The sequence below is a fragment of the Acinetobacter sp. ANC 4173 genome, assembly GCF_004331255.1.
Taxonomy (GTDB): Bacteria; Pseudomonadota; Gammaproteobacteria; order Pseudomonadales; family Moraxellaceae; genus Acinetobacter.
The window spans coordinates 121,441-147,049 of the sequence record NZ_SJOF01000002.1; the positions used below are offsets into that span (position 1 = coordinate 121,441).

The window sequence follows — 25,609 nt, forward strand, 5'->3', positions numbered from 1 at the left end:
GATAGATACACCTTAGGTGGTTAATCGTGAAACCCAAATTGTTAAAGCGGCAGAAATAATTAAAAGAATTGCACTGACAGCAAAGGTCATCTGATAGCCACTATGGTCAAACAACAAACCGCCAACCGTTGAGCCCAATGCGATACATAGCTGAACAATTGCGACAAATAAGCCCCCACCTGCTTCAGCATTGTTCGGAAAAGTCTGAGTAATCCAGCTCCACCATCCTACAGGTGCAGCTGTTCCGATTAAGCCCCAAAAACCCAGCATCACAATTACTAAAACAGACCATGTCCCAAAGCCAATCAGTGTGATGGCAATTGCTGCCATGAGAAGCGGAATAGCAATTAAAGTCCCGTAAAAATGACGTTTGAATATGAAGCCAACAGATAGTGTTCCCACAAAGCCCATAATGCCAATCACGAATAAAGTGAAAGATAATGTTGATATATTGACCTTTGCCACTGTTTCAAGAAATGGACGAATATAAGTATAAAGAGAGAACTGTCCCATAAATAGTAGACCCGTTGCCAACATACCAATCAGCACAATCCGATGATTTAATAATTTAAATATCCCATCTGATGAGTTAGATGCAGATGTTTGATTTTTTAAAGAAGGTAGACTAATCCATTGCCAAATAAAGGCTAAAATTGCAATCGGCACCAAACAAAAAGATGCTCCACGCCAACCAATCATTGTGCCTAAATAGCTCCCTAGAGGTGGTGCAACCACAGTCGCTAAAGCATTGCCACTATTAAAAATAGCTAAGGCTTTAGGAACAGATGTTGTAGGTACAAGACGAATTGCGATTGCTGCGGACATTGACCAAAAACCACCGACAACTACACCAATTAAAGCCCGACCAAACATATAAACCCAGTAATTTTGGGCAAGCGCCACCACCGTTCCTGAAACCACCATTAATGCGGTCAAGGAAAGCAGCAAAGTTTTACGGTTGATGCTGCCTGCCAGACGTGAAATCGATAGACTGGTAATAACCGCAAATGCACCTGAAATAGCAATACCATATCCAGCCAAACCTTCCGTGACACTTAAATCTTTGGCAATCGGTGTTAGTAAACTGACAGGCATAAATTCGGAGGCGATCAATGCAAATACACACAAGGTCATGGCAAATACGCCACTCCAGTATGCCGGCTGCTGTTCTATCTCGGAAGATTGCTGTGCAGGTGTCATAGACTTTCTCTATAAAAATGAGAAAACCATGATAAAGATACCCCACATCATGAATAAGTACCTTTTCATGAATAGAGTTATGAGACTGATTCATTAATCAGGATTCAATAAAGCAATTCCCTCAAAATAAAAATTATTTTAGCTCTAAATTCATGAATTAAATTCATATGATCATACCGTTTTTAGGGGCTAATCCTTAGCCACCTTCACCTTTATACTGATTATCAAATCATCTCAGCAGACGAGTGTGGTTCATGCTGACGTTTAAAACGTTAACTGCCCACCTAATCGGGGAGAACAACATGATGCAAGAAATTAAACCTGACTTTTCGGTTGTCGGTGGCATTGCTCTACTTGTCCTGATACTTGGGATCAGTGCTTGTACAGAAGCAAAGACCAATGCAGAACAACCTGCTGCAAAAAAAAAGGTTTCCAGTATGAATATTCGTTTTGATATTGAGGGTTCAGTCGAACCTGTGTTTGTTCGTTTAAAAGATTCACCTACTACACAGGATTTTATCAAGCAGCTTCCTCTTACTTTAGAACTGACCGATTATGCGGTAACAGAAAAAATTGCCTATCTGCCTAAAAAACTGACTTCACAGGGAGCACCAAATGGGCACTCAGCCAAAGCGGGTGATATTGCCTACTATGCGCCTTGGGGAAATCTCGCCATCTTTTACAAAGACTTTGATGGTATTGCCAACAGCCTCATTTATCTAGGCAAATTCGATACTTTACCAAAAGCATTTTCAGGCAATAAGCCCTTTAAGGTCACGATCTCAATCGATTCAAAATAACAGGAATGAACTCTATGTCTCATTACACACCAGCAACATCACACCGTTTTCTTAAAAAAACTTTTGCTATTCTTAGCCTGAGTATTGGAGCATTAGGTATGAACCAAGTCACATTGGCTAATCAGGATTTAAAACTCATCACTAAATGGGACAAGACCTTTGTGCAAAGTAACAAAGTCGAGCATCAAAAAGTGACGTTTAAAAACCGATATGGCATTACCCTAGCTGCCGATTTGTATATCCCTAAAAATGCTAAAGGCAAACTTCCAGCTATCGTGGTTGGCGGACCGTTTGGTGCAGTAAAAGAGCAATCATCTGGACTCTATGCGCAAACTATGGCAGAACGAGGTTTTGTCACTTTAGCATTTGATCCATCTTATACAGGTGAAAGTGGTGGTGAACCCCGTAATATTGCTTCGCCAGATATTAATACCGAAGATTTTAGTGCTGCTGTAGACTTTATCGGACTGCAACCCAACATTGATCAAACCCGTATTGGAATGATCGGAATCTGTGGTTGGGGCGGTATGGCACTCAATGCGACGGCCGTAGATAAGCGAGTAAAAGCTGTTGTCACAAGCACGATGTACGATATGACCCGAGTAATGTCTAAAGGGTATAATGATAGTGTTACACCAGAACAGCGTAACAAAACGCTGGAACAGCTCAGTGCTCAACGTTGGATCGATGCAAAAAATGGAAAGCCTGCCTATCAACCAGCTTACAATAAATTAAGTGGCGGTGAAGCACAGTTCTTAGTTGACTATCATGACTACTACATGACGCCTCGTGGCTATCATCCTCGTGCAGTCAACTCAGGCAATGCTTGGTCAATGACGACACCAATTTCATTTATGAATATGCCAATTTTGACGTACATTAAAGAAATTTCACCTCGCCCTATTCTTTTTATTCATGGTGAAAAAGCACATTCACGCTATTTTAGTGAAACAGCTTATGAGGCGGCAGCCCAACCAAAAGAACTCTATATTGTTCCTAATGCCAATCATGTTGATCTGTATGACCGTGTTGACATCATTCCGTTTGATAAGATGACCAACTTCTTTAATCAATACTTAAAGTAAAGCTTATTTTAACTAAGTTGAGCGAACTCACTCAACTTGGTTTTTTAGCAATGTATTTAGGTGATTCCCTAGTCATGATGAAAACACGATATAAAGTTATCCTTATTCTGATTGTAGTAGGTATAACCACATTGAAGAACATAAAGATTTGATGGCTGACTGGGCGCAGTTGTGTCATGAATGAAGTATTTTATAATTTAAAAGGGCTTTGTTGCACAAACCTATCTCTAAAGGCTTATTCAGCAATATAATTTTCAAATGAATAAGCCTTCCCATAAAATTTATCGTACTCTCAATTGGTCTTCATACAACCGAGCTCTCATTAATCGTGGAAATATTGCCATTTGGTTTGACCCTAAAACACAGTGGTATGCTCAACCAAAAGGCAGACAAGGTCGAAATCAAACTTACTCAGACATAGCAATCCAATGTTGCTTAATGATTAAATCTCTATTTCGACTTTCTTTACGCATGGTTTGAATAGTTACCAATTTTATAGACACCTTTAAGTTAGATAATATGGCTAATAAACTCAGTGCGCGAAACTTTCACAGCCAAGTCAATCAGATTGATGCACGTGTGGCCGTATTAAATAAATTTATGGATTTAGGCAGACCTCATACCCGAGTTGTATCTTAAATTTAGATAACTTAGGTGAACTTTAATTTTAAATCTTTGTGCAACAAAGCCCATCTTAAATATTATCTTAATAAAACTCTCCTGCTTGATAAGCATATTAGCTATTCAGTTTCGATTTGAGTCGTTTTACTACTCGAATAGATAAAATAAAGTGCAATCGCTAAACAGATGAGTGCGCCTAATCGATATGTTGAAAAAGGCAGAATTTCATTGCCAAACCAACCAAAATTATCAATCAACATACTCATTAAGAGTTGCCCAAAAATCACCGCAACCGTAGCAACAGCTGCCCCTATTCTTTGTACAGCTAAGACCATAATCACAATATAGGGAACGCCACACATTGCTCCAAGCAGTTGCCATTTAGGTACATCTAGCAGGGTTAATGTTTGTTTTGGTTCAAAATAAAAAATAAGCAATGCCGTAATTAAAGCGCCTACCGAAAACGTTAAAAATGCACTACGGAATACGCCAACTTTACTGCCAAGCTGTCCATTAATAGCGGCTTGAACACTTAAAAGAGCACCGCCGATGACAGCCAATAAAATCATGAATATTGTCATATTACCCTCCTATGCTTTTGCAACTAATGAAAGTGCAACCACAATAAAAACAAGCGCAAGCACACGTTTACGATCTACTTTTCTATGCGGAGTTCCGAGTAGTCCATAGTGATCAATAATAAGACTTTTAAAAACTTGACCCGCCAAAATCCCAATCATGGTCATGGCAATACCAATAATCGGCGCGGTAATGGTGAGAATAATAACGTAGATCGGACCAATAACGCCTCCCAACAACTGCCAAGATGGAAGGGTAAAAAATGAAGGGCTGTTCCGTGGGCTAAAGAACAACATTAATAAAAAAGTAAGGGCTGCCCCTACGCCAAAAATACTAAAAGTAGCCCACAACTCCCCAACTTCTGTACCTAATGGGCCTAAAAGCCCTGCTTCTACGGATAACCCCATTCCACCCAAAATGGTGAGGAGCAGTAATAGAATTTGCATAAAAAATTGCCTCATCTGTATCTAGGCAACGAATACTAAAGTAGCTAATTCATCAGAAAAACAGCATAATTCATGAATCACTTTTGCATAAATTTCACAGATGAATTTAACTAATTCGATTGATATTCGTACTCTTCGTTTTTTTATCAGTGTATATAATGCTCAAAACTTCTCTGTGGTGGCGAGAAAAGAAGATGTGTCGGCATCGATGATTTCTCGGACCATTCAACAGTTAGAAAATGCGTTGGGGCAACAACTTTTCTATCGAAATACACGAGCCATCACTCCGACCGAATCGGGCAAATTATTTTTTGAATATGCCAAAAGAATTACAGAGCAATTTGATGAAGCTCAAAAGGCATTGCAAGATAAAACAATAGAACCCTCTGGACTGGTCCGAATTAATGCACCCGTATTTTTTGGTCAACGGCATATTGCGCCTTGGTTAGCGGGTTTATCAGAACGTTATCCAAGGCTTTTAATAGAGCTCATTCAGACAGACGAATTTATAGATCCGCTTAGGGATAGTACCGATTTAATTTTTCGTATTGGAACCCTGACAGATTCATCGTTTCATGCACGTATTTTCGGCACACAAAAATATCATTTAGCAGCCTCGCCTAGCTACATTGCTAAATACGGTGCGCTTGATCACCCCAAAGAACTTAATGACCATAAATGCTTAGTCTATAAAGGATTTGAAGGTCCTAATCGTTGGTTGGTTAGAAAACCCAATGAGGAATGGATACATTATCCAATTGTGCCGCTACTTGCTTCAAATAATGCTGAGAGCTTAATGACGGCTGCACTCCATGGGATGGGAATTGTTTTGTTCCCTGACTGGTTAATTGGTGAGGCTTTAAAGGTTGGCAAATTAATAAAACTTTTACCGCAATATCAAGCCTCAATTAAATCGCAGCCTCAGCACATCGCCGCAATTTATCCGAATGTGCGTCATCCGCCTTTAAATATTCGGGTAATTATTGATTATTTTGCTGAAGTCTACGGTGAAACGCCTTACTGGCAGAATTAAATCTATATTGAAGTACACAGTTTTTTTAACTAAAACCTATCCATCGGCATTACGAGTGTAATAGCTTATTTAGTGGAATTGTGTTAGTATTTTTTTAGTAGTTACTATTGGGTTTATTAATTCGATATGAGTAAAAATAGCAATCTTGAAGTCTGCCCAATCGCTAGAAGTCTTTCTGTTCTCGGTGATGCGTGGAGTATGTTGATTTTACGTGATGCTCATGCGGGTTTTACACGTTTTGATCAGTTCCGTAAAAGTTTGGGTATTGCACCAACCATGCTAACTAAACGTTTGTCTGTTTTAGTAGAGGAAGGCTTACTCGAAAAAAGACAATATTCTGAACATCCGCCACGTGAAGAGTACCTATTAACTGAAGCGGGTAAAGATTTTTTACCAGCTTTATTTGTGATTGGTGCATGGGGTAGAAAACATAAACCCTTTGAACAACCCGAAAAAATGGTGACTTTTCTTGATGCAGAACAAGGCACTGAAATTAAGCCAATTGTGATTGATCAAATCACTGGTGCCGAAATTGGTACTCGCCCTATTCGCCAAAAAACCGAATAAGATTTTAATTAAAAAGCACTCAATTGGAGTGCTTTTTATTGGGCTCATATAAATTAAATCGGTTATTTTGCCCGTACTCGTTGGGTGGCATACGTTCCCCAACCACTGCTTAAAACCAATTTAATAAATGCCCATAAACCACTTTCATGAGGTTTTGGCTCTTGACCTTTACCTATGCGTTTTAATTGTTGGGTGTACCAAAATACTTCCATAATACCTAGACTATCGACCTTCTTAATGCCTGTTTTAATTGGATGCACTGACTGAAGACCATTTTTTCCAGCTAGTAAAAGTTTGGGTACATCAGGTTCAATCGCCATAATTCTCGCAATCCCAATAACATCACACGCTTGAGACTGCAAAGCTTGATTCATGCCTTCTACGGTCCGAAAACCACCTGTAACCATGAGTGGAGTTTTTACAAGTTTTCTTACCTTTTCTGCGAAATCAATAAAGAAAGCTTCACGTGCAATGGTCGATGCTTTTTGTGGTGCTTTGGCTACGCCAGATTCATAAGTACCGCCTGATATTTCTATAAGGTCAATGCCCGCATTGGCTAAAGCCTGAATAGTTTCTAACGAGTCTTGTTCGGTAAAGCCGCCTTTTTGAAAGTCTGCCGAGTTAAGCTTAATCGCAATAGGAAACTCTTTACCGACCTGTTTACGGATCTCTGCATAAACTTCCATTAAAAAACGACGGCGTTTTTCAGGTGTACCGCCCCACTCATCATTTCTTAAATTATGCAAAGGCGATAAGAACTGATTAATCAGATAACCATGTGCAGCATGAATCTCAACGCCACTAAATCCTGCTTTTTTACAAATTGCTGCGCTACGACCAAAACGCTGAATAATATCGATAATCTCTGCATGTGTGGCTTCATCAGGCGTCGCAAATAAAGATTGCATTTCTGGCCTAAACGGCACTGCCGATGCAGAAATATTACGTACATTTAGTCCTTTCGGTGATTGTTTCCCAGGATGATTCAACTGTGCCCACAATTGAGAACCTTGTTCAGTCACGGATTTTGCCCATTTCTGTAAAATTGTAAAATCACGTTCATCCTCAACTACTACATTACCCGCCTCACCCAAGGCACGTCGGTCAATCATGATGTTGCCAGTTATGATCATTCCAATACCTGAGGCAGCCCAGCGCTCATATAGCCGAACATGCTTTTCGTTTGGGTTATTTGAATAGGTGGCTAAGGTTTCACTGGTTGAAGCCTTTGCTAAACGGTTTGGAACGATAATGCCATTCGGCAAAGTTAAAGGCTGATTCAAAAGATTGGTTTTTAATTGCAAATGAGTCATGGCCTTATCTCACACAGTTAAAGTGGGTTTTGAATGAGGTTGAATAAAGTCCACTAAACTTTGAAACCACATCACATCTACAAAATTTCCGCTAATGACAAGGTCTTGTGTTTTAAGCGCAGTTAAAAAAGTATTCACACTGTCTTTAGCAGACAATACAGCGAATCCTTTACTCGCAGTCTTAAATGTAAAGATAAAACTAGGTGACTTGGTTAGCCCAGAGTAAGAGTTAATCTTGCCATTCTTGACTTCAAAATAGCGCCCTTCACCACTTGCCGTCTGAATCTGAAAGGTGACATTTTTGTCATTCACATAGGCCGCACATTTCGGATTCTTTTTTACCGCACGCTGCATGAGCTTGGTGAGCATCCACAGCAATAATTTAAATTTCATCATTTTTTGTCTTCTTGATTCATCAAATTAACTGGACAGAACTCACAAGCATTTATTCATCTAAAAACTGTATTGCATGTTTTACAAAGCGTTCAGGGTATTGAAATTGGGCGCCATGTCCTGCATCTGGATAGATAAATAACTGAGCGTTTGGAATGTTAAGTGCCATGTGATATGCGTTGATAGTCGGAATCATCACATCATCAACACCATTTAAAATGAAAGTAGGTTGTTTAATCTCACGTAAATGTGCAAATGGATCTTGTTCATCAAGTTTAGGTAAGAAATGCATATTGGCTTCTATCTGTGCCTGCATTGCCTCAACTGAGCTTGGTGTATCTTGATTTTTACGCTCATGTCGACGTTGCCAAAATTCACGGCCCGCTTGAATAGCAGCTTCAGATCGGCCAAAAAATAAAAAGAGAAAGTCTTCTTCAGATGGCACAGCAGTTGTTGCATGTTTCAATACCAACGTAGCTACTTCTGGGTCATCACCGCGTGGTTTACCGCCTCTTGATCCTGTACCTAAAAGCATCAGCTTTCTTACAAGTTCCGAATGACGGCGTACTAAATCTTGTGCCTGAAAGCCGCCGAGTGAAAAGCCTAATACATCAACTTGTTTTAAGCCCAATGTACGAATGACTGCGGCTGCATCATCTGCCATATCTTCAATACGGGTACGAGGCTGACCTGTAGATGAAGCAATGCCTCGACCATTAAATAAAATGACTTCACGCCCTTGTGCCAAACCATTGGTAATGATTGGGTCCCAGTTGTCTAAACCGCCTCGAAAGTGTTGAAGAAAAAATAGCGGTGGTTGCCCTGTGTTTGAGTTACCCCATCGACGATAGGCAAATTTTGCTCCATCTACTTCAATGAATTGAGTCTCGGCTGTTTGGTGTATAATTGTTGTCATCGTCATTGTCCTAAATTTAAGTTCTTATTTCGCTAAGAATGTAAGTGATTGTTTTACAAAATCTTCATGAAACTGAAAAATTCCGCCATGGCCAGCATCGGGGTAAATAACAACAGAGCTATTCGGCAAACGTTTTGCCAAATCATAGGTGTTCACGGTTGGGACCATTCGGTCATGATCACCATTAGCAACTAAGACAGGTTGTTGAATCACAGAAAGGTCGGAAGGTTTCTTACTGCCCCATTTTTTGAGTGCTTTAAGCTGAGCACGATAGGCAGAAATGGTGATTTCTTTATCGCGGTTTTTGGTACGTTCGTTAATACGTTGAATAAACTGTTTTGCAGCAGCTTTACCATTTTCTGTACGTGTGAAGAAAAGATAAACCTTAGGATCTTGACCGGTAGCCATTCCACGGACTAAATCCCAATTAGAAATTCGCCCTACGGTACTAATGCCTGTACCTCCCGCAGGGCCAGTTCCCGACAAAATCATTTTTCGAACTAAATTCGGCTGCTTCAAAGCAATCTCTTGTGAAATCATGCCGCCCATCGAGAAGCCAAATAAATCAACTTGCTTAAAGCCTTTTGCTTGAATGAAAGCAATCGCATCGCCTGCCATTTGCTCAATTGACTGGGCTGGTTTACCTGTAGAAGCACCGACCCCACGATTATCAAACACCACCACATGATGTTTAGCGGCAATTCCATCAATAATTCGTGGGTCCCAATTATCTAGAACAGCCGCCAAGTGATTTAAGAAAATGACAGGCGTTCCACCATTTTGTTGACCATATTCTCGGTAAGCGAAGTTAACGCCGCCTGCACGAATAAATTGAGTGGGTACATTCTTCCAATTTGTATCTTGCTCGGCGTGTTGCCCTGCTTGCAGATTGCTAACGGCACTTGATAACACTTTATGTGCCTGAATTGATGGTTCATTAAAAGAAACCGATGGCACAACCTCTGCCTGAGTTAAAGGAACACTAAAAATAGATATCGCCGTCAAACTCATAGCCACTGTATTTAATAAAAACTTCATTTCTCTGATCCTAAAATTTAATTCATTGATCTGATTCATCTGTTTTTTATGAGTGATCTTTCAAAAGGAGAAAAGATAAAAAACAGAGTAAGTATCGATTTAATACCAACTATACACAGGCAAAAACATATTGTAACTATCTTTTTAGTAGTAACTATTTTATTTTTAGATTATGATGAAAAAATCAAGCCGGAATTGATTGGTTCAGGCGACAAAGTTTAAGTAAGGAACATGATATGACCAGCAAAGTAGTTCTCATTACAGGTGCATCTTCGGGTATTGGGTTAGCAACCGCAGACCTTTTACATGAGGCTGGATTTATTGTTTATGGCACAAGCAGACAAGCAAAAAATTCATCAAACTATAAATTTCATCTGATTGAGTTAGATGTAAATCAAGATGACTCGGCCACTCAAGCTATTGAAAAAGTAATAGCAAATGAAGGCCGAATTGATGTCTTAATTAACAATGCTGGATTTGCAATATCACCCGCTGGTGCTGAAGAAAGCTCAATGCAGCAAGCACAGGCTATTTTTGATACTAACTTTTTCGGTGCCGTTCGAATGACTCGTGCAGTTATTCCGCACATGCGTCAGAAAAACTCAGGACTTATTTTAAATATCAGTTCAATTCTTGGACTTGTGCCGATGCCTTTTGGCGCTCTTTATTCTGCGTCTAAACATGCACTTGAAGGTTATTCTGAATCTTTAGATCACGAGTTAAGATCACAAGGCATTCGTGTGTCTTTGATTGAACCTGCTTATACCAATACTTCTTTAGGATTAAACTTACTTGAAGCAGACAATAAAGTTTCTTTTTACGATCAAATGCGTAAAAAGTTACATCGACAAATGATTAGCTCTATAAACAAGTCAGATGACCCAAGTGTGGTTGCCCATACCATTTTAAATGTCATTGAGAGTCAAAACATATTGCCCCGCTATACCTCAGGCAAGGCAGCAAAACATTTGAAGAATTTACGAAAATTTACCCCAGTGAAGATCTTCGATAAATTAATTCAACGCAGCTTGAAAGTTTAATGATGCTTATAAAACGTTAAAACAAAATTCAAAAAATAGAGGTCTTAATATGAAAGCAGCCTACATTAACCGCTACGGCAATATCAATGATGTACTACTGGATGAACAATCCACACCAGTTCTAACAGAAAATGATGTACTCATTAAAGTTCATGCAGCAAGTATTAACCCACTCGACTTAAGAGTTTTAGAAGGTGAATTCAAGGCAATTCTGCCCGTTCAATTTCCTTTTATTTTAGGCAATGATTTCGCTGGTACAGTTGTTCAAATTGGATCAAATGTTACTCAGTTCAAAATTGATGATGAAGTGTATGCCAAGACAGATTCGAATGGTGCCTTTGCAGAATATACAGTGGCTCAGCAATCTTCACTTGCACTAAAACCTCAAAATATCTCTATGGAACTGGCTGCGTCTCTACCGCTTGTATCCTTAACTGCATGGCAAGCCTTAGTCGAAATTGCGAAAGTTCAAGCAGGACAAAAAGTATTGATTCATGCCGGTTCAGGCGGTGTTGGATCAATTGCTATTCAGCTTGCCAAACATTTAGGCGCAACCGTCGCGACCACGACAAGTGGAAAAAATATTCTCTGGGTCAAAGAGTTAGGTGCAGACACGATCATTGACTACAAAACGACAGATTTTGGGCAAGTGCTTAAAGACTATGACGTGGTTTTAGATACACAAGGTGGAAAAACTTTAGAGAAGTCTATGAATATTCTTAAACGTGGTGGTCGTATTATCAGTATTTCTGGTCCGCCTGATCGTGCTTTTGCTGAGGCAATCAAAGCCAACTGGTTATTGAGAGGTATTATCCCTCTTTTAAGTTGGTCGATTCGTCATAAAGCAAAAAAACGGGACATTACATATTCATTTTTGTTTATGCAGCCGAATGGTCAACAGTTATCTGAAATTTCCAAATTAGTCGAGTCCGGGAAAATAAATCCAGTAGTCGATAAGACTTATGAGTTTAGTGAGATTAAAAATGCTTTCCAATATGTAAATACTGGACGAGCAAAAGGTAAAGTCGTCTTAAAAGTTTCTGAATAAGATCGGAGATAAATATGAATTATCAATTGTTTGGTCAAACAGGTTTAAATGTTTCACAAATTGCTTTAGGTACTGGCAACTTCGGTACAGGCTGGGGTTATGGTTCCTCACCTGAAGAAGCTAAATTAATACTGGATGCATATCTGAATGCAGGTGGCAATTTCATAGACACAGCCGATGTTTATCAATTTGGACAATCTGAGCAAATTCTTGGTGACTTATTACAAGGCATTCGTAATGAGGTTATCTTAGCCACTAAATTTTCTAATGGTGCTTCACCTGATGCAAACCAACTACATAAAGGAAATAGTCGCAAAGCAATGCTTTATTCTATTGAGCAAAGTTTGCGCAGATTAAAAACGGATTATATTGATCTTTACTGGGTTCACCATCCTGACGATGTTACTCCAAGTGAAGAGCTCTTAAGAGGTTTAGAAGATTTGGCACGTGCAGGAAAAATTCTCTATGCAGGACTATCAAACTTTCCAGCATGGCGACTATCTCGTGCAGCAACTATCGCAGAACTTAAAAATACAGTCCCTATTGCAGCAGCGCAATTCCAGCATAGTTTGGTCAATCGGGAACCTGAAGCAGATTTAATTCCCGCTTCTCAAGCACTAGGGTTAGGGATGGTGACATGGTCACCTTTAGGTGGTGGAATGCTCACAGGTAAATATCGTAAGGGTGAAAAAGGACGTGAAGAGGGTTTTGGCGGTAAGGTTTTTCAGCAAGAAAACTCGATTCAACGTACAGCAATTTTAGATGCGGTGCTTTCAATTGCTAGTGAATTAAGTGTATCTGCTGATCAGGTGGCAATTGCTTGGGCAGGTACACATGGACCTATTCCTATTATCGGACCAAAATCTTTACAGCAAGCAGAAAGTAATCTACATGCAATCGATGTTGTTTTGTCACCTGATCAAATCCAACTGTTAGATTCTGTTAGTCGAATTACAACTTCAGATCAAAACCGAATACCGATATTAAGCAGTGGTGTAAAGCATCAAACCATTATTGCTTAGATCACAAATAGTTAACATTCTCAGACAAACTCAGATTTAAGTAATTAAAAATAGGATCTTAGACATGGACATAACGGATGTTATCAAGCAATGGGAAGAAACTGAACAAGAAATTCGTCTGCGCTTAGGTGTACCTGATGCTGTACATTTATCTGAGTTAACAAAACGCTCAGGATTAGAGGTTTTTGATGCTATTTTTTCTGGTGAGCTTCCTTCACCTCCAATCGGAGAAACGCTCGACTATATTCCTGTGCATATGGAGTATGGAGTTGCTGTCTTTCAAGGCCGACCTCAACGCAAACATTACAATCCGTTAGGGAGTGTGCATGGGGGCTGGTTTTGTACTTTACTTGATTCTGCTGTTGCTTGCGCTATTCATACCACGCTCCCTGCTGGGAAGGCTTATACCACTCTCGAACTCAAAGTGAATATAGTACGGGCACTGACAGATGCAACACCTCTTGTACGAGCAGAGGGGAAAATCGTCCATGTCGGACGCCAAACAGCGACTGCTGAAGGACGAATAATAGGCCCTGATGGAAAATTATATGCACATGCGACAACGACATGCCTTATTTTCGATGCTCCTGAAAAAACATCATAGCAAATTTTAAAAATGTAGATTTTTTGATTCAACATCATTATTAAATTTAGAGGTGTAACATGACAAGTAAAACTCTTTTTAGTTCTTATCAATTAGGCAACATTGAACTCAACAATCGTATTGTAATGGCTCCACTCACACGTAACCGCGCAGGGAAAGGACTTGTGCCAAGTGAGTTTGCTGCTGATTATTATGCTCAGCGTGCTAGCGCAGGTCTTATTATTACGGAAGCGACTCAAATTTCTCCACAGGCTCAAGGATATCAAGATACACCGGGGTTATATACGTCTGAACAAATTGACACTTGGCGAAAAGTAACAAATGCTATACATGCAAAGGGTGGAAAAATCTTTGTTCAATTATGGCATGTTGGCCGAATTTCTCATGTTGATTTGCAACCTAATGGGGCAAGTCCTGTCGCCCCTTCAGCGATTCGGGCAGATACAAAGACTTTTGTAAATAATACATTTACTGAAGTATCTGAACCCCGAGCATTAGAATTATATGAAATTCCCGCCATTATTTCAGATTTCCGCCAAGCGGCAGCAAATGCCATTACTGCTGGATTTGATGGAGTTGAGATTCATGCTGCGAATGGATATTTACTAGAACAATTTATAAAAGATGGTGCCAACCAACGTACTGATATATATGGTGGATCTATCGAAAATCGAGCACGATTATTACTTGAAGTGGTTGAAGCTATAGTCAGTGAAATTGGTGCTAATCGAACAGGTGTTCGTATATCTCCTGTATCTCCTGCCAATGGTATAAGCTGTAGTGACCCTCAACCTCAGTACAATTACATTACTGAACAACTCAATCAACTCGGTATCGTCTATTTGCATGTCGTTGAAGGTGCTACAGGCGGACCACGTAACATAGCACCTTTCGATTACTCTGCTATACGCAACCGTTTTGAGCAGACCTATTTAGCCAATAATGGTTATGATTTAGAACTTGCGAATGCTCACCTTGAATCTGACGAAGCTGACCTATTTGCTTTCGGAAAATTATTTATTAGTAATCCAGATTTAGTTGAACGTTTAAAACACGGCCTTCCATTGGCTGAGTTAAATCCGGCAACATTGTACGGTGGAGGGGCTGAAGGTTATACCGACTATTCCAGCTATATAGGTTAATGCATATAACGACTAACAGTGAATATTGTCTCGATGTAGTTATTCATTATTAATAAATGACTTGTATTGAGGTTTTCTTAGCATTTGTATAAATAATTGATATGATCTTTGGCAAAAAATAAAGGAGGTAAATTACCTCCTTTTGCTAATTCAAAGCTTGAACCGACTGTTGCTAAATATCCTCAATAAAAACATTATATTGTTTAAATCCATCGATTTTTAGCCTCTAACTGACTTAGAATTTAAATAAAAATCATCGACTGTATCCAATCCCTCCTCAGAGTTTAGCTCAAACCCCTGATTGCCATAACCCTGTAAGGCCACTTGATCTAAAGCAGATTGGTTAAAACCACACAGTTTACTCTTCTGATAGATCTGATTTATTGAAATAATAAATTAAAATTTAACTCAAACCAAAAGTCTTTCTAATGCTTTTATCAACTGGGCCACTCGGCATAAATCAACGCAACTTACTTAACAAAGATGCTTGCCCAAATGGTGTACGGCGCATTTGCCAATCACTGAGTGCCGCGGTAACAATTGTATCAGCCACACTATCTGGCTGAGGTGCTTGATCAATCTGCTTTAATACGGCTTGAGTAGCGAGATCACGCTCATTGTCATATTCAGGAATTTTAGAACTTGCTACAGGTGCATTCTTATCTAAATTGGTTTTAGTAAATGAAGGTTGAACAATCGATACACGAATTCCAAATTGGCGAAGCTCATGATCTAAAGACTCAGACAACCCTTCAACCGCATGTTTAGTAGCCGAATATAACCCCATATACGGTGAAGGTAAGAAACCCAATACTGAACTAACATTTATAATTCTTCCATAATGCTGTATTCGCATATAAGGCAATACTGCTTGTGTGGTACGAAGTATGCTAAACACATTGGTGTTAAATAAAAATTCTGCTTCTTTTATCGTGGTCTCCTCTACTGCACCAATTAAGCTTGCTCCAGCATTATTAACCAAAATATCAATATGCCCAGCTTTATCAATAATAGAATGAATCCCGAGCTGGACAGAATCTTCATCTGACACATCCATCTCAATAAGCTCAACACCTTCTATAGCTTGAGCTTTGACTTTATTTCTGACTGTACCGAAAACTTTATGGCCGAGTTTAGCAAATTTTTCTGCCGTAACTTGCCCAATGCCGGATGAAACACCTGTAATTACAACCACTTTTGAGTTTAACATATGAACTCCAATAACTTTTAATTTTGAAAATTTGATCATTAAACCGCTGGTTTAGTCCCGATCTTGAACCAGATCGAATACATTGCTGGCAGGAAAACCAAAGTCAAAATGGTTCCCGCAAGCGTTCCGCCAATGAGTGTGTAAGCAAGCGTTCCCCAAAACACAGAGTGAGTCAGAGGAATGAAAGCTAAAATAGCTGCTAAAGCTGTCAAAATTACAGGTCTGGCACGTTGTACTGTGGCCTCAACCACTGCATTCAACGGATCAAGCCCAGCTTCTTTGTTTTGCTGAATCTGTCCAATTAAGATGAGCGTGTTACGCATCAAGATTCCAGACAATGCAATCAACCCAACTAATGCATTAATACCAAAGGGCTGCTGAAATAACAGAAGCGTTGGTACCACACCTATTAATCCCAACGGGCTGGTTAAAAACACCATAATCATTGCAGCAATAGACCTCACTTGAAGAATGATAATGAGTAGAGTCATGGCTAACATGATCGGAAAAATAGGAAGCATGGCTTTAGTGGCTTTACCAGACTCTTCAATGGAACCCGCCTCTACAATCTGATAACCCTTTGGTAAATCTTTAATGACTGGTTGAAGCTGTTTGCTAATTGCAGTTGATACATCTGGTGGTTGTAATCCTTCAGCAATATCTCCACGAACGGTCATTGTTGGCACCCGATCTCGACGGCGGATAACGGGTTCTTCCATCCGTACTTCAATTTTGCCAATTTGTGCTAAAGGAATACGTTGCCCATTTGCACCAGTCAGTGTGAAATCACCAATTTTTGCAGGGTCTAGTCTTATATCGCCTGCTGAACGAGCAATCACTTGTACGGTACGAATATCTTCACGTACAGATGTAATTGGAATACCCGTTAACAAAAACTGTAATTGCTGTGCAACTGAACTTGATGTAAGACCAACTGCTTGTAGACGGTCTTGTTCCAATGTGAAATGTAGAGCTGGCACACGAGTTCCCCAGTCCGTATTTACAGTTCTCATCATTGGGCTAGCGTTCATAACTTGCTGAACCTGAGCTGCAATCGCACGTAATTTTTCTGGATCTGGGCCTGAAACTCGGTAAGCTACTGGATATGGCGAATAGGGTCCAAACACAAGTTGTGTTACACGTAGCTGTGCCTCCGTCGCAAGTCCATTTGAAATAGCTTGTCTTAAGCGGTGTTTTAACGCTTCACGTTCTTCTTGATTGTCAGTTCGTACCACAATCTTGGCAAAGGCTGGATCTGGTAACTCAGGCCCCATCGAAAAATAAAAACGAGGTGCGCCTTGACCAATATACGATGTCACAATCTTTGCTTCATGTTGCTTAGATAACCAAGCTTCAACCTTTACTGTCGCGGCACTTGTTTGTGTAATCGATGTACCATAAGGCATCTGTACTTCAACAAGCACTTCAGGTCGGTCCGAGATTGGGAAAAATTGTTTTTTCACCAATGCCATTCCGCCTACGGCTAAAACAAATAACCCGATAACACTGCCTGCAACAAGCCATTTACGTGCAATCACACGTTCAAGAATTTGACGGAAACGGTTATATCGTGGTGTGTCATAAATTGCAGTATGGCCGCCTTTGATCTTTTTAAAATCAGGCAACATTTTCACACCCAAGTAAGGAGTGAAAACTACAGCCACAATCCATGAAGCAATAAGCGCAATACCAACAATCCAAAACATATTGCTGGTATATTCACCCGCTGAAGAGCGAGCAAAACCATTTGGCATAAACCCAACAGCGGTGACTAATGTTCCAGAAAGCATTGGTGCTGCTGTATGACTCCATGCGTAGGCGGAGGCTGCAACACGACTAAATCCCTCTTCCATTTTTACGACCATCATTTCAATCGCAATAATGGCATCGTCAACTAAAAGACCTAAAGCAAGAATAAGAGAGCCAAGTGTAATTCGGTCAAAGTTTTTACCCGTTGCTAACATCACTACAAAAACAATGGCTAATGTAAGCGGCACAGCCATAGCAACCACAACACCAACGCGCCATCCCATACTAATAAAGCTTACAAACATAACCACAAGTAATGCTGCAAAGAACTTAATCATGAACTCATCTACCGATGAGCTAATATTGACCGCTTGATCAGTTACTTTGTTTAAACTGATGCCCAAAGGTAAATCTTCGTTGATGGAACTGACTTCTTTCTCTAATGATTTACCTAGATCTAATCCATTCCATCCTTCGCGCATCACCACGCCCAACAGTAAGGTCGGCTCCCCACCATTACGAATCATGAATGTTGCAGGATCTTCAGTTCCACGTTTAACCGTCGCAATATCTGACAATTTCAAGGTGCGACCTTGAGCCGTTATCGGGGTGTCACGAATTTTTTGTAACTTGTCAAAAGCGCCATCTAATCTGACAAAAACTTGAGGGCCTTTGGTTTCAATAGAACCCGCTGGAGTAAGCACATTCTGATTATTCAGTGCAGCAAATACATCTTGTGGATTTACACCTAATGTTGCCAAACGCTCATGCGAAAATTCAATATAGATACGTTCAGATTGCTCACCAATAATGTTGACTTTTTTTACGCCCGGCACATGAAGTAACTGCTGTCGAATTGTTTCTGCATCACGGACTAATAATCTTTGCGCTTCATTTTTTGCCTTTAATGAATATAAAGCAAAAGTTACATCTGCATATTCATCATTAACGAGTGGTCCAATTACACCAGCAGGTAAGTTACCCATCTCATCATTTACTTTTTTCCTCGCCTGATAAAATTCCTCCTGAACCTGTGATGGTGGCGTACTATCAAGCAAAGTCAGTGTCGTAAAAGCCAAGCCGGGTCTGGTATAGGTTTCTGTTCGATCGTACCAACGTAGCTCCTGCATCCGTTTTTCGATTTTTTCAGCAACTTGATCTTGCATCTCTTGAGCAGTTGCCCCTGGCCAAGCCGTCACAATGGTCATCACCTTCACTGTAAAAGCTGGATCTTCGGCTCGACCTAATTTAAAAAAAGCAACGATGCCTGCAATTGAAATCAAAAAAATTAGAAATAGCGTGATACCGCGCTCCCGCACAGCAAGGGCCGATAAGTTAAAACCTTTCTCACTCATGAATGGTCCCCTTCATTTCCAACTGAAGGATGACTTGCTTGTGATGCAATACGTACCAATTCACCCTCTCGAAGCAAATGCGCACCTAAAGCAACAATTCGATCTCCACTTTGAATATTGCCAGTGACATACGCATATTCATCATCAAGCTGTTTAACAACAACGGGACGCCACGTTACTTTCTGAGTTTTTCCATTAATTACCCAGACTCCAGCGCCCTTACCCTTATCAAGTAAGGAACCAACTGGCACTTGTAAAAAATGTTGTGAACTCTCATTTTGATTGGCAATACGTACAGTAACCGTTGAACCTAAAGGAGCGTTTGCTAAATCGCCATCTAAGACGAAACGAGCCTCAAAAGTACGCGTGAGTTGATCTGCTGTATTAGATAACTGTCTAAGTTTAGCTGGGACACTTATATTTTCTTTACCAAAGAGTGTGGCTTGACCAATAGTCCCTATTGCGGGACGTAATGTCTCTGGAAGCTGAATGATTGCTTCTCTTTGACCAGAATGAGCTAAGCGAATGACTGTTTGACCCGCACTGACAACCTGACCTGGTTCGACCAGTGTTTCCATAATCGTACCATCACCATCCGCAATTAAATCGGCATAGTGACTCGCGTTTATTGCCACCCTAGCTTGAGCTTGAGTTGAATTTAGCTGCGCTCTTGCCGCATCCGCTGCCGCTTTAATTTGGTCATAGGCAGAAGCAGATATAGCCCCGCTTCCTCGTAAATCACGATATCGGGCTTCATCTTTCTCTGCTTGTTCTGCACGGGCTCTGGCTGCACCCACAGCTTCTTGTTGGGCTTTGGCTGCAAGTTCTAAATCGACCGGATCAATACGCATCAGTAACTGACCACGCTTTACTGCCTGGCCTGCTTCAACAAATCGTTTGATGACTTTGCCAGAGACACGAAAGCCAAGATCACTTTCTACCCGCGCCCCTATCGTGCCTGTGAATGCTCTTGAATCAGAAGTAATTTCATTTTGTACAGTTGCGACTCGTACTAACGGCGCCGAAGTACGGGGGTCAGATTGCGTATTTTCAGCACAACCGAGCAAGAAAAAAGGAAATATACATATTGCTGTAAACGGAATAAGGCGACGATAAAGCATATTTGAGCCCCCCTTAAGAAATTAATCAGGAGACTCATTTTTAATCAAGTGACCAATTTAGTCAATAGTCACAAATCTATTATGGCGATAAACTTCTCAGTACAAGACTAGAAAGCAAGACTGGAGCATCCGTGTTATATGAAATACTATGTTGTAAAAGTAGTGGGTGTAGATAAGGTCTCATGACTAAATAAATAGCCTTAACTGCTTCATCAATTGGAGTTTTTCTTTCAAAATCACCTGATTGGCGACCTTCTTGAATAATGTTTTGTACTACTTTAAGAATTCGATTTTCATAAGCGATTGTAGCGTCCCATTTCTCAGAAGCAGCAGAAACAGCAATTTCATAAAGCTTACGTTCTTGAGAAAATAAACGAAGGCTTGCTTCAACAATTACTTTAAATAACACTCTTAATTTTTCAGCTGGATATTCAGCTTCATTAATAGCTGTATTAACTTCATCTTCGATTTCACGTAAACAATTGGCACATATCATTTCGCCAATTGCCTGTTTAGATTCAAAAAATTTATAAATATAAGCTTTAGAGAAACCTATAGATTTTGCAAGATCAGAAACTGTAGTTTTCTCATAACCATAGCGGCTGAAATGCTCTGTAGCGGCACTCAGGATTTGATCTCTTACATCATGATCTTCTGGTCCTCGCTTCGAAACAGGATAACTACTTTTTTCTTTACTCATATTTTTCAATTTAAACCTTTATCTGGAAGTGGCAGTTTAACTCTTGCGAAATGATATTGACAACTAGTGACCAATTTGTATTATAGTCACAATTAAATTATTGTTCAAAATCTCGTCTCGGGGGAAATATGTTATCTAGATCTATCGTTCTCCTACCCATCATCGTAAGTGCTCTTACTGCGTGTACCGTAGGTCCTAATTATAAACGCCCGAATATATCTCTACCCGAGCAATACCTTGGCACACCCTTAAACTCATCAAATGACCATAGCAAAGCAGATATTGCCGTATGGTGGCAAAGTTTTAACGATCCTCAACTTACTCGATATGTCACATTAGCATTAAAACAAAATCTTGATCTGACCCAAGCATATACTCGAGTGACTCAAGCTCAGGCCGGATTATCGGCAGCTAATGCCTCTTTACGCCCAATAGGTACTGTTGGTGCACAAGCAGCAAAAGTTTACCAATCTGTTGAAACACCGTTGGGGCAAGTTTTAAATTCAATGCCAGATTTTGACCGACATGGTAATTCTTATGACGCAAATTTAAGTGCAACTTGGGAGTTAGATATTTTTGGAGGCCTTCGCAGAGATCGTGAAACTGCTCTTGCAAATTACCAATCTTCAAACGCAGGAGCCTCAGCCGTCCGTTTAATGGTCGCAGCTCAAACTGCCAATATCTACATTAATATTCGCGGCTTGCAATCTCGATTAGACATTGCCCATCAACAATTACAAACCCAACAGCAACTCCTTTCAACGATTAATCTTTTATACAGCAAAGGATTAGCTTCCGAATTTCAGGTCAAACAAGCTAAAGCGAATGTCGCCCAAGTTCAAGCTGTTGTTCCTGCTCTTGGAATGAATCTAGACATTGCCATGAATGCTCTCGATGTCATGCTTGGAACCGTACCAGGAACTCACCGAGCAGAACTAGCAGAAGTAAAACCAATTCCGGTTATTCCTCAGATTACAGAAACTGGAACACCTCGTGATCTTTTACGTAGACGACCAGATCTCATCATGGCTGAAAGACAACTGGTAGCTTCAAATGCACGCATTGGCAGTGCGATTGCAGAATATTACCCAAAGGTGTCTTTAGGCGGTTTGATAGGTAGTGCAACCACAGCAAGTGGAAACTTATTTTCAAGTGGTGCAAATCAGGCTGCTGGCTTATTAGGCTTGCGTTGGCGCTTATTTGATTTTGGTCGAATTAATGCAGAAATTCGCTTAGCTAAGGGACAAGAAGCTGAAAAGCTCGCAGCCTACCAATTAGCCGTCTTACATGCAGCTGAAGATGTAGAAAACTCATTATCAACTTTGTCCAAACGACAAGAACAGTTAATGGCTCTCCAAGATGGAGAAAATGCATTAAAGCATGCACAGAAAATCGCTTTAATTGCCTACCAGAAAGGCATTAACAGTCGAATAGAAGTATTAGAAGCAGATTCAAGTGCTTTGCAATTTTCAGATAGAAAACTTCAAGCACAAACCGATTCAGCCCTTGCTGCTGTAGCAGTTTACAAATCACTAGGTGGCGGCTGGCAACCTCAAAAGTTTTAAGACAACCCTATTGCAGTGGTAGGCACGTAATTCATAAAACGAGAATCTGTTATGCGAGAACAATCCGTACGCCAGTCATTAAGTACACGCGATTTAAATCATGCCATCTTAAACGGCCCAATTACCCAAGTAATGCTGAAACTAGCGTTACCAACCATAGCTGTTCTACTCGTACAAACATTAATTGGATTACTAGAGACATATTTTGTCAGTTCTCTTGGAACTGATGTAATGGCGGGTGTAGCCGTTGTGTTCCCCATTCTTATGCTCATGCAAATGCTAGCAAATGGCGGGTTTGGTGGAGGTTTAGCCTCAGCAATTGCTCGAGCTTCTGGAGCAGGTCAATCAGAAGATGTCCACTCCCTTGTCTGGCATGGTGTCATTCTTGCTGGCCTTTTGGGAGGAATTTTTAGTATTGTTATGCTCAGCGCTGCACCCATGATCTACCACTTAATGGGGGTTACGGGCTTAGCTTTGAATGCTGCTCTAACATATTCCAATATTATTTTTATTGGTTCACCTCTCATATGGGCTGTAGCCTTACTCTCAGCAGCTTTACGCGGTGCAGGTGATACAAAAACCCCAGCTCGCATAACACTTCTAGGTGGCGTACTACTTTTACCTCTATCACCTATTTTCATTTTTGGCTGGGGATTCATTCCTTCATTTGGCGTGGCTGGAGCTGGACTCGCTGTATTAAGTTATTATATTTTTGCCATCATATGCCTAATTAAGCACATGCGAACAACGCATAGTATTATCAAATTATCGATCAAACCCATCAATTTTAAGTTCTTCAAAGATATTCTTGGTATTGGTTCACTATCCGCTATTGGAATAATTCAACTCAATTTAACTGTTGTCCTCATAACTACCTTAGTTGGTCAATTTGGGTCGGATGCAATTGCCGGGTACGGTATTGCGTCCCGATTAGACTACATACAAGTTCCACTTATGTTCGGTATCGGTTCAGCAATTATGACCATGGTTGGTATTAATTATGGAGCTGGACAATTTCAAAGAGCACGCCGCATAACATGGATCGGGGTTTTCATTACGTTTCTTATTACTGGTTCAATAGGACTTGTCTTTAGTATTTTTCCTTCCATTTGGCTTGGTTTTTTTAGTCATGATCCATCTGTTCTTCAGACTGGAACAAATTACTTGCAGCATGTTGCACCTTTTTATGGTGCGATAGGTATTGGTATGGCACTTTATTTTGCAGGCCAAGGTTCAAAACGATTATTAGGTCCTCTTTTAGCAGGTACGATCAGAATGATCATTGCTGCTGTTATTGGAAGTATCTCTGTCTTATATTTTAATGCAAGTTTATCAACCTTCTTTCAAATTATTGGAGTCAGTGCTTTGATATTTGGTTTAGTATCCTGCTTGGCAAATTTTATACCTAGATGAAGTCGCATTCAGTTTTAAAGAGGATTATTAGACCTTCTAAAGATTTTGCACAAATCTTCTAGAACTGTACTTAGCTCTTTTGTACCGTTCTAAGGGCTAAACTTAAAAATTTCTGGTTGGATTCTTATGGGTAATTGGGTGGATATTTCAAAAGATACCAACACAGGTATTGAAACTATCCGTGCCCATTTTACTGGCCATGCCTATGACCCACACTGGCATTCAAGTTATTTAATTGGTGTAACCGAATCTGGCATTCAACAATTTCACTGTCGTAAAAAACAAATCAATAGTCATGCTGGGCAAGTGTTTATGCTTGAACCTGAAGAAATTCATGATGGACATGCTCCTGCATCTGATGGGTTTACCTATCAAATGCTATACCTACATCCAGACTGGTTAAAACAACGCATCCAAGGTTTATTTCATAATAGTCCTGATCACTACGAGTTAGTGATTGATGCACCATTAAAATCAGATGACCAGCTCGCTATTATTACGTCTCAAGCGTTTCAACATTTGCACTATAAAGAAATGAATATTGTGAAAGATAATAGTCTAGACCTACTTATTCAGTATATCTCACAAGGAAAATGGTTAAAAAAAGCTCACCAATCATCTGTTGCTCATACGCCTCGAATTGCATATCAAATTCGAGATATTTTGCATGATCATCTATTTGAAGATATCGGACTCCAAGATATCTCTCAGATGACTGGTTTAGACCGATACCATATTCATCGCATTTTTAAAGCAACATTTCATTTGGCCCCTCATCAATATCTGATTCAACTCAGACTTACTCGAGCACGTGATTTACTCGCCAGAAGCATTACTCCCGCACAAGTTGCTTCAGATTTATGTTTTGCAGACCAAAGTCATTTAAGTCGCTGGTTCAAACGTTGCTATGGTTTAACACCCGCAGCCTATAGAAAAATCTGCACAAATCTTCAAGATTAAAAATCTTAATTCTTTCATCTTGTATACCCCCAATTAACTCAAGTAGACAAGATGGAAAACCTCACTGCATTTTCATTATTTGCTATTGTTGCCTCAATTACTCCCGGCCCAACCAATTTTATAATTTTAAGTTTAAACAGCCGTCATAAACTTTCTAAAACACTTCCTGTCATTTTAGGTTCTTGCATCGGAGCTGCCTTACTTGTGCTCATCATTGGCATTGGACTGGGTTCAACTCTTCTGGCTTACCCAATTATTCAAAAAATAATGACATTGATTGGTTTAATCTGGCTCACCTCGTTGGCTTGGAAATTATATAACTACAACCCTATAATCCCTTCCGAACAAGACAACAGAAAAGATCCGATTGGTTTCCTTGCTGGATTTTTTATGCAGGCAGTTAATCCTAAAACATGGATGATGGCTTTTGCTGTAATTAGTGTTTACACAAAGCAAGGGCAAGATATTTGGGTAAATGTCTCCATTTTATCCTTCATTTTTTTTATTATCGCTATTCCTTGTCTTTACATCTGGGCCTTAGCTGGCAGGTTAAGCAACCGATTATTTTCAAAACCAAAGCATATGAATATTTCTAATAAAATGATGTCCATACTTCTCCTAATTTCAGTATGGGGAAATATTTAAAACTCTTAAATTACATTATTGTATAAGGCTGTTTGAAAGTTATT

General features: G+C 40.0%; 25 protein-coding genes and 2 pseudogenes. 15 read left to right on the top strand and 12 right to left on the bottom strand.

The window, feature by feature from the left end; translation table 11 throughout:
• Positions 1–12: 12 nt before the first annotated feature.
• The gene (locus E0H94_RS02985; RefSeq protein ID WP_131325069.1) at positions 13–1,200 is read right to left on the bottom strand and encodes an MFS transporter; all 1,188 of its coding nucleotides are present in this window, start codon (positions 1,198–1,200) and stop codon (positions 13–15) included.
• Between the two features lie 302 nt (positions 1,201–1,502).
• Between E0H94_RS02985 and E0H94_RS02990 the strand changes: the two genes are divergently transcribed.
• The 3 genes and pseudogenes from E0H94_RS02990 to E0H94_RS03000 form a co-directional block, all read left to right on the top strand.
• Positions 1,503–2,000 (top strand): cyclophilin-like fold protein, encoded by a 498-nt coding sequence (locus tag E0H94_RS02990; RefSeq protein ID WP_131325070.1) that lies wholly within the window; start codon positions 1,503–1,505, stop codon positions 1,998–2,000.
• Between the two features lie 14 nt (positions 2,001–2,014).
• A complete protein-coding gene (locus tag E0H94_RS02995; protein WP_131325071.1) occupies positions 2,015–3,085 on the top strand; it encodes an alpha/beta hydrolase in 1,071 nt (356 codons plus the stop codon).
• Between the two features lie 258 nt (positions 3,086–3,343).
• Positions 3,344–3,562: pseudogene (locus E0H94_RS03000) on the top strand (transposase); the annotation flags it as partial.
• A gap of 263 nt (positions 3,563–3,825) precedes the next feature.
• Here the strand turns inward: E0H94_RS03000 and E0H94_RS03005 are convergent.
• Together E0H94_RS03005 and E0H94_RS03010 are read right to left on the bottom strand one after the other, a co-directional pair.
• Complete coding sequence (locus E0H94_RS03005; RefSeq protein ID WP_131325072.1) at positions 3,826–4,287, bottom strand: DMT family transporter; 462 nt, start codon at positions 4,285–4,287, stop codon at positions 3,826–3,828.
• Between the two features lie 9 nt (positions 4,288–4,296).
• Positions 4,297–4,731 (bottom strand): DMT family transporter, encoded by a 435-nt coding sequence (locus E0H94_RS03010; protein ID WP_131325073.1) that lies wholly within the window; start codon positions 4,729–4,731, stop codon positions 4,297–4,299.
• A 100-nt stretch (positions 4,732–4,831) separates the two neighbouring features.
• On the opposite strand from E0H94_RS03010, the gene E0H94_RS03015 reads away from it, so the two are divergent.
• Positions 4,832–5,764 carry a LysR family transcriptional regulator gene (locus E0H94_RS03015; protein WP_131325074.1) on the top strand — a complete coding sequence of 311 codons (933 nt, stop codon included), beginning with the start codon at positions 4,832–4,834 and terminating at the stop codon, positions 5,762–5,764.
• A gap of 126 nt (positions 5,765–5,890) precedes the next feature.
• Complete coding sequence (locus E0H94_RS03020) at positions 5,891–6,331, top strand: winged helix-turn-helix transcriptional regulator (RefSeq protein WP_131325075.1); 441 nt, start codon at positions 5,891–5,893, stop codon at positions 6,329–6,331.
• A 62-nt stretch (positions 6,332–6,393) separates the two neighbouring features.
• Here the strand turns inward: E0H94_RS03020 and E0H94_RS03025 are convergent, their stop codons facing one another.
• Genes E0H94_RS03025 through E0H94_RS03040 form a run of 4 tightly spaced genes read right to left on the bottom strand, consistent with a single transcriptional unit; the run spans position 6,394 to position 9,991 of the window.
• Positions 6,394–7,644, bottom strand: coding sequence for an NADH:flavin oxidoreductase/NADH oxidase family protein (locus tag E0H94_RS03025; RefSeq protein ID WP_131325076.1), 1,251 nt, complete (start codon positions 7,642–7,644; stop codon positions 6,394–6,396).
• Positions 7,645–7,653: 9 nt separating this feature from the next.
• Positions 7,654–8,040 carry a helicase gene (locus E0H94_RS03030; RefSeq protein WP_131325077.1) on the bottom strand — a complete coding sequence of 129 codons (387 nt, stop codon included), beginning with the start codon at positions 8,038–8,040 and terminating at the stop codon, positions 7,654–7,656.
• 49 nt (positions 8,041–8,089) lie between these two features.
• A complete protein-coding gene (locus E0H94_RS03035) occupies positions 8,090–8,953 on the bottom strand; it encodes an alpha/beta fold hydrolase (RefSeq protein ID WP_131325078.1) in 864 nt (287 codons plus the stop codon).
• A 24-nt stretch (positions 8,954–8,977) separates the two neighbouring features.
• The gene (locus E0H94_RS03040) at positions 8,978–9,991 is read right to left on the bottom strand and encodes an alpha/beta fold hydrolase (RefSeq protein ID WP_131325079.1); all 1,014 of its coding nucleotides are present in this window, start codon (positions 9,989–9,991) and stop codon (positions 8,978–8,980) included.
• Positions 9,992–10,039: 48 nt separating this feature from the next.
• Between E0H94_RS03040 and E0H94_RS18440 the strand changes: the two genes are divergently transcribed.
• The 6 genes from E0H94_RS18440 to E0H94_RS03065 all read left to right on the top strand — a co-directional run bounded on the left by E0H94_RS18440 (position 10,040) and on the right by E0H94_RS03065 (position 14,847).
• Positions 10,040–10,213, top strand: coding sequence for a hypothetical protein (locus E0H94_RS18440; RefSeq protein WP_165495576.1), 174 nt, complete (start codon positions 10,040–10,042; stop codon positions 10,211–10,213).
• A 14-nt stretch (positions 10,214–10,227) separates the two neighbouring features.
• On the top strand, positions 10,228–11,031 hold the full coding sequence (locus E0H94_RS03045) for an oxidoreductase (RefSeq protein WP_131325080.1): 804 nt from the start codon (positions 10,228–10,230) through the stop codon (positions 11,029–11,031).
• Positions 11,032–11,080: 49 nt separating this feature from the next.
• Positions 11,081–12,079 carry an NADP-dependent oxidoreductase gene (locus tag E0H94_RS03050; RefSeq protein ID WP_131325081.1) on the top strand — a complete coding sequence of 333 codons (999 nt, stop codon included), beginning with the start codon at positions 11,081–11,083 and terminating at the stop codon, positions 12,077–12,079.
• A 14-nt stretch (positions 12,080–12,093) separates the two neighbouring features.
• Complete coding sequence (locus E0H94_RS03055) at positions 12,094–13,101, top strand: aldo/keto reductase (RefSeq protein WP_131325082.1); 1,008 nt, start codon at positions 12,094–12,096, stop codon at positions 13,099–13,101.
• Positions 13,102–13,165: 64 nt separating this feature from the next.
• Positions 13,166–13,705: a PaaI family thioesterase gene (locus E0H94_RS03060; protein WP_131325083.1), complete on the top strand. Its 540-nt coding sequence runs from the start codon at positions 13,166–13,168 to the stop codon at positions 13,703–13,705.
• 59 nt (positions 13,706–13,764) lie between these two features.
• Complete coding sequence (locus E0H94_RS03065; RefSeq protein WP_131325084.1) at positions 13,765–14,847, top strand: alkene reductase; 1,083 nt, start codon at positions 13,765–13,767, stop codon at positions 14,845–14,847.
• A gap of 246 nt (positions 14,848–15,093) precedes the next feature.
• Here the strand turns inward: E0H94_RS03065 and E0H94_RS18985 are convergent.
• From E0H94_RS18985 to E0H94_RS03090, 5 genes and pseudogenes are all read right to left on the bottom strand, one after another.
• Positions 15,094–15,222, bottom strand: a pseudogene (locus tag E0H94_RS18985) (hydrolase or metal-binding protein); the annotation flags it as partial.
• Positions 15,223–15,307: 85 nt separating this feature from the next.
• A complete protein-coding gene (locus E0H94_RS03075; protein WP_131325085.1) occupies positions 15,308–16,057 on the bottom strand; it encodes an oxidoreductase in 750 nt (249 codons plus the stop codon).
• Positions 16,058–16,095: 38 nt separating this feature from the next.
• Positions 16,096–19,161 carry an efflux RND transporter permease subunit gene (locus E0H94_RS03080; protein WP_131325086.1) on the bottom strand — a complete coding sequence of 1,022 codons (3,066 nt, stop codon included), beginning with the start codon at positions 19,159–19,161 and terminating at the stop codon, positions 16,096–16,098.
• Entirely contained in the window at positions 19,158–20,282 is a 1,125-nt protein-coding gene (locus E0H94_RS03085) for an efflux RND transporter periplasmic adaptor subunit (RefSeq protein ID WP_131325087.1), read from the bottom strand. The genes E0H94_RS03080 and E0H94_RS03085 overlap by 4 nt, the downstream gene beginning before the upstream one ends.
• 79 nt (positions 20,283–20,361) lie before the next feature.
• A complete protein-coding gene (locus E0H94_RS03090) occupies positions 20,362–20,982 on the bottom strand; it encodes a TetR/AcrR family transcriptional regulator (RefSeq protein WP_131325088.1) in 621 nt (206 codons plus the stop codon).
• Positions 20,983–21,110: 128 nt separating this feature from the next.
• On the opposite strand from E0H94_RS03090, the gene E0H94_RS03095 reads away from it, so the two are divergent.
• From E0H94_RS03095 to E0H94_RS03110, 4 genes are all read left to right on the top strand, one after another.
• A complete protein-coding gene (locus E0H94_RS03095) occupies positions 21,111–22,547 on the top strand; it encodes an efflux transporter outer membrane subunit (RefSeq protein WP_131325089.1) in 1,437 nt (478 codons plus the stop codon).
• Positions 22,548–22,598: 51 nt separating this feature from the next.
• The gene (locus E0H94_RS03100; protein WP_131325090.1) at positions 22,599–23,960 is read left to right on the top strand and encodes an MATE family efflux transporter; all 1,362 of its coding nucleotides are present in this window, start codon (positions 22,599–22,601) and stop codon (positions 23,958–23,960) included.
• 126 nt (positions 23,961–24,086) lie between these two features.
• On the top strand, positions 24,087–24,920 hold the full coding sequence (locus E0H94_RS03105; protein ID WP_131325091.1) for an AraC family transcriptional regulator: 834 nt from the start codon (positions 24,087–24,089) through the stop codon (positions 24,918–24,920).
• 51 nt (positions 24,921–24,971) lie between these two features.
• Complete coding sequence (locus E0H94_RS03110; RefSeq protein ID WP_131325092.1) at positions 24,972–25,565, top strand: LysE family translocator; 594 nt, start codon at positions 24,972–24,974, stop codon at positions 25,563–25,565.
• The last annotated feature ends 44 nt before the right edge of the window (positions 25,566–25,609 follow it).